General features: G+C 64.4%; 6 protein-coding genes. 2 read left to right on the top strand and 4 right to left on the bottom strand.

Annotation, left to right across the window (positions count from 1 at the left end):
- The first annotated feature begins 5 nt into the window (after nt 1-5).
- Together EOD07_RS22350 and EOD07_RS22345 are read left to right on the top strand one after the other, a co-directional pair.
- On the top strand, nt 6-506 hold the full coding sequence (locus tag EOD07_RS22350) for a YbjN domain-containing protein (RefSeq protein ID WP_040989643.1): 501 nt from the start codon (nt 6-8) through the stop codon (nt 504-506).
- 18 nt (nt 507-524) lie between these two features.
- Nucleotides 525-884 (top strand): tRNA-binding protein, encoded by a 360-nt coding sequence (locus tag EOD07_RS22345; protein ID WP_127237007.1) that lies wholly within the window; start codon nt 525-527, stop codon nt 882-884.
- Here EOD07_RS22345 and EOD07_RS22340 read toward each other — a convergent pair.
- The 4 genes from EOD07_RS22340 to EOD07_RS22325 all read right to left on the bottom strand — a co-directional run bounded on the left by EOD07_RS22340 (nt 876) and on the right by EOD07_RS22325 (nt 4872).
- The gene (locus tag EOD07_RS22340; protein WP_245470398.1) at nt 876-1940 is read right to left on the bottom strand and encodes a glycosyltransferase family 1 protein; all 1065 of its coding nucleotides are present in this window, start codon (nt 1938-1940) and stop codon (nt 876-878) included. The genes EOD07_RS22345 and EOD07_RS22340 overlap by 9 nt on opposite strands.
- A gap of 225 nt (nt 1941-2165) precedes the next feature.
- Nucleotides 2166-3581: an ATP-binding protein gene (locus EOD07_RS22335; RefSeq protein WP_127237006.1), complete on the bottom strand. Its 1416-nt coding sequence runs from the start codon at nt 3579-3581 to the stop codon at nt 2166-2168.
- A gap of 51 nt (nt 3582-3632) precedes the next feature.
- A complete protein-coding gene (locus tag EOD07_RS22330; protein WP_040989639.1) occupies nt 3633-4352 on the bottom strand; it encodes a response regulator transcription factor in 720 nt (239 codons plus the stop codon).
- Nucleotides 4339-4872 (bottom strand): MarR family transcriptional regulator, encoded by a 534-nt coding sequence (locus EOD07_RS22325; RefSeq protein ID WP_127237005.1) that lies wholly within the window; start codon nt 4870-4872, stop codon nt 4339-4341. The genes EOD07_RS22330 and EOD07_RS22325 overlap by 14 nt, the downstream gene beginning before the upstream one ends.
- Nucleotides 4873-4912: the final 40 nt, after the last annotated feature.

The raw sequence follows: 4912 nt of genomic DNA, 5'->3' as shown, positions 1-4912 counted from the left end.
CATTTATGGAACTCCTCGAACTCGAATTCTCCCGCGAAATCCACCCGGTGGATGTCATCGAGCAGGTGGCCCACAACAACGACTGGTCCTTCGAACGCGCCGGTGACGATGAGATTTCGATTTCGGTCGCCGGCAGCTGGACCGACTACCATGTCTCCTTCTCCTGGATGGAGGATTTCGAGGCGCTGCATCTGGCCTGCGCCTTCGACATCAAGGTGCCGGAGACGCGCGCGCTTGAAGTGATGCGGCTGTTGTCGCTGATCAACGAGCAGATGCTGTTCGGGCATTTCGATCTGTGGGAACAGGAAGGCGCTATCATGTTCAGGCAGTCGCTGCTGCTTGCCGGCGGGGTCGAGCCGTCGAGCCAGCAGGTCGAGGTGCTGTTGTCCTCGGCGTTAGAGGCCTGCGAATGCTATTTCCAGGCCTTCCAGTTCGTCGTCTGGTCGGGTACATCGGCCAAGGACGCGCTGTCCAGCGTGCTCTTCGAGACCCACGGAAACGCCTGAACCAAACCGATACCGCCGATGAGTTCCAGCAGCGAGCGCAAGCCCGAAATCAGCTTTGCCGATTTCGACCGGGTCGACATCCGTGCCGGCACGATCGTCGAGGCGGAGCCGTTTCCGGAAGCGCGCAAGCCGGCGATCAAGCTGAAGATCGATTTCGGCCCGGCGATCGGGGTGAAGAAGTCGTCGGCGCAGATCACCAAATACTACGCGCCGGAAACGCTTGTCGGCCGCCAGGTCTTCGCGGTGGTCAACTTCCCGCCGCGCCAGATCGGCCCGTTCATGTCGGAAGTGCTGACGCTCGGCTTCCCCGATGAGGTGGGCGCCGTCGTGCTCGGCGCCATCGAGCGCAAAGTGCCGGACGGCGGGCGTTTATTCTAGGACGAGCCTGGGGCGACCTGGAGCCGGCCTATCCTGATCGGCGCGTTTGCTTGGCATCCCCAGCGCTTCATCGACCACGCCGAGGAACATTTCGGCGCAGGCCTGCCAGCTGTAGCGCAGCGCGCGCTGGCGGGCTTCGGCGCGGTCGACGTGAAGCGCCTTCATCGCCGCTTCGCCCAGGTCGTTCGACACGGCTCCGCCGACGCCGTCGCCGACAATGTCGATCGGTCCGGTCACCGGATAGGCGGCGACGGGCGTTCCGCTGGCCAGCGCCTCGATGATGACGTTTCCGAAAGTATCGGTGCGGCTCGGGAACACGAAGACATCGGCCGACGCGTAGATCTCGGCCAGCTCGTCGTTCGGGCGGTGGCCGAGGAAATGCGCGTTGGGATAGCGTGCCTTGAGCTTTGCCAGTTCCGGTCCTTCGCCGACGATAACCTTGCTGCCGGGCAGATCGAGATCGAGGAAGGCGGTCAGGTTCTTTTCGATCGCTACGCGGCCGACGCACAGGAAGACCGGGCGGGGGAATCCGGTTTCCTTGCGCTTGTCGGGCCGGAAATGGTCGGTGTCGACGCCGCGCGTCCAGGGCCTCAGCTTGTTGAAGCCGCGCGCCGCGAGATCGTCCGCCAGCGATTGGGTCGCGACGAGCGTGCCCTGTCCGGAATTGTGGAAGTCGCGCAGCCAGTTGTAGGCCCAGCTTTCCGGCACCGGCAGGCGGGCGCTGAGATATTCGGGAAAGCGCGTGTGATAGCTGGTGGTGAAGGGGCGGCCCACCTTTCGGCAATGGCGGCGCGCCATGATGCCGAGCGGACCCTCGGTGACGATGTGGATGTGGTCGGCCTTGGCGGCGTCGATCATGCGCGCGACATGACTCGGCGTCGTCAGCGCCAGCCGGATGTCGGGATAGGTCGGCATCGGCAAGGTGCGAAAGAGGTTCGGCGTCAGGAAATCGAGCTCGACGTCGAAGGGTTTCAGCGCCTCGGTCAGGCGCTCCAGCGTGTGCACCACGCCATTGACCTGCGGCCGCCATGCGTCGGTGACCATCAGGATGCGCATGGCGATCCCGATACGCATGGCGATCCTTTGCCGGCATGGCTATCGAGCACGCCGGCGCGGTGCCGGAACGGCAGCCAGGCAGCGGCCCGCGCCTCGCTCCAGCGCACCCGCGTGGGCACCGGATCGAAGCGGGGCGGCAGGGCCGAATCAACGAAGGTCGCGCGCTTCATGCGCGCTCTTGACCATGATTTCATGACGGGCGGATGAAGCCTGTCCTGACCGGTCTTAGGCGGGCACCTTGATGACGGCGCGCAGGCCGCCGAGCGGGCTGTCCTCGAGGCTGATGTCGCCGCCGTGGCTGCGGGCGATGTCGCGGGCGATCGACAGGCCAAGTCCCGTGCCGCTGGCGTCGAGGTTGCGCGCCTCGTCGAGCCGCAGGAAAGGCTTGAACACCTCTTCGCGCTTGTCGGGCGCGATGCCGGGACCGTCGTCGTCGATGGTGACGGTGAGCGAGCCGCGACCGTGATTGGCGTGGACCTCGACGGTCTTGGCGTAGCGGAAGGCATTGCCGATGACGTTCGACAGCAAACGGGCAAAGGCGTTCGGCCGCACATGCACGGCCGGATCGCCTGTCAGCGTCGTCGTGAGCTTGCAGCCGCGCAATTGCGCTTCCTCGCCGAGCTTCTGGAAATAGGCGTTGAGGTCGAAACGGCCGGTGTCCTCCGAGGCCTCGCCGCGCGCAAAGGAGAGATAGCCTTCCAGCATCGACTGCATGTCGTCGATGTCCTGGTTCAGCGCGGCCTTGGTCTCCGACTTGCCGCCGGCCAGCGCCAGCTGCAGCTTGAATCTTGTGAGGATGGTCCTGAGGTCGTGGCTGACGCCGGTGAGCATGGCGGTGCGTTGCTCGATCTGGCGCTCGATGCGCTCACGCATCTGGATGAAGGCGAAGCCGGCGCGTCGGACCTCCTCGGCGCCGCGCGGGCGGAAATCGCGCGGCATCGGCCGACCCTTACCGAAACTCTCGGCGGCCTCGGCGAGCGTCAGGATCGGCCTGATCTGATTGCGCAGGAAGGGGATGGCGATCATCAGCAGGACCAGCGAGGTGCCGACCATCCAGATCAGGAAGATGTGGGTGTTCGAGGCATAGGCCTGGCTGCGCCGCACGAAGACGCGCAGCACCTTGCCTTCGAGCTGGACTCGAACCTCGACGACGTTCGAGTTGCCGACCGTGTCGATCCAGAACGGACGGTTGATCTGTCTCGTGATCTCCGACGACAGCGCCTCGTCGAGGATGGAAAAGAACGGCTTAGGGCCCGGCGGGGGCAGCGGATCGGGCGGCAACAGATCCACCTTCAACTGCATGCGGTCCTGGGCGATGCGGATGATGTTGGCGTAGTCGGCGTCGTGCGGATAGGTTTCCATCATGTCGATGACGGCCGCTATGTCCGAGATCGTCGCCTGCGACAGGCGCTGGGTGACCGTCTGCCAATGCCGCTCCATGAAGACGAAGGCCACCACCGACTGCAGCAGGATCATCGGCGCGATGACGATGATCAGCGAGCGGGCGTAGAGCCGCTTCGGCATGTAGAGCGCGACCAGGCGCCAGAACCGGTTCCAGGCGCGCGGCATCGCCCTCAGCGTCCGCAGCACGAGATCGCCGGGGCCGCCTCCTTCGGGCTTTTCCAGTTGCGTGGTCGCCATTCGCCCTTCCGCTCGTCGATGGCCGTTCAGCAAAGGGCCTTCGACGGTAGTTTATTCGACGCTGAGCCGATACCCAATACCGCGCACGGTCTGCAGCCACACCGGATTGGACGGATCGCGCTCGATCTTGCGGCGCAGCCGGTTGATCTGCACGTCTATGGTGCGCTCGCCGACATCCGATTCATCGCCCACCAGTTCATGGCGCGGTATGGTCTCGCCCGCCCGCGCGGCGAAGATCGCCAGGATCTCCTGCTCGCGGTCGGTCAGCTTAAGCGCCTCGCCGCCGCGCTTCAATTCACGCTTGGCGATCTGGAACGTGTAGGGCCCGAACACCAGCTGCTCGACCTTAGGGGTCGCGGCGGGGCCGCCACGGCGCAGGATGTTGTTGATGCGCAGGATGAGCTCGCGCGGATCGAACGGTTTCGGCAAATAATCATCGGCGCCGGCCTCCAGCCCGGTGATGCGGCTGTCGGTCTCGGACAGCGCCGTCAGCATCAGGATCGGCACGTTCTTTTCGGCCCGCAGCGCCTTGGTGAGGTCGACGCCGGTCTCGCCCGGCATCATGACATCGAGCACCAAAAGGTCGAAGTCGAGGCCGGCGAGCTTGCGCCTGGCCTCGCCGGAATTGCCGGCGACGGTGACGCGAAAGCCGTTCTCGGACAGATACTGCTTGAGCAGGTTGCGGATACGCGTGTCGTCATCGACAACCAAGAGGTGCGGCGCGTCATCGTCGGGCGCGGCCGGATGATCAACCTTCTCAATGGTCTCCATGGTTCTTCCCCGATGTTTGCGCAGGCACAATGTCGATCTGCGCTCTTAGTTCCGGATTGACCATCGCTTCCAGGAATCGCTCGATCGTGGCGCGCTCGGTGGTTCCGGAATCCTCCAATGCCGCACGGATGCGGCGCGACTGTGGCCGCGCCAGCGCCAAGGCCAGCGCGCGACCCCTGGCGGTCGGGTAGAGTTCGCGCTGCCGGCGATCGCGCGGACCCTGCACCTGGACGATATGGTCGGTGTCGATCAACTGCTTCAAGACCCGCGCCAGGCTTTGCTTGGTGATCTTCAGCACATCGAGCAGTTCGGCGACGGTAAGTCCGGGCCTGCGGTTGACGAAGTGCAGCACGCGATGATGAGCGCGGCCAAAGCCGTATTCGGCGAGTATCTGGTCCGGGTCGGAGGTGAAATCGCGGTAGGCGAAGAAAAATAGTTCGATGATGGCGAAGTCGATGCCGTCCTCGTCGGCGATCGCCGTCCTGATCGGTTTTCCGGCTGCGGGGCTTGGATCCGTCATCATTTCTCCATGCGAGGCGGGAATTATGTCAGTACTATTG

The sequence above is a fragment of the Mesorhizobium sp. M2C.T.Ca.TU.002.02.1.1 genome, assembly GCF_003997225.1.
This window is presented reverse-complemented; position numbering and strand designations above follow the sequence as displayed.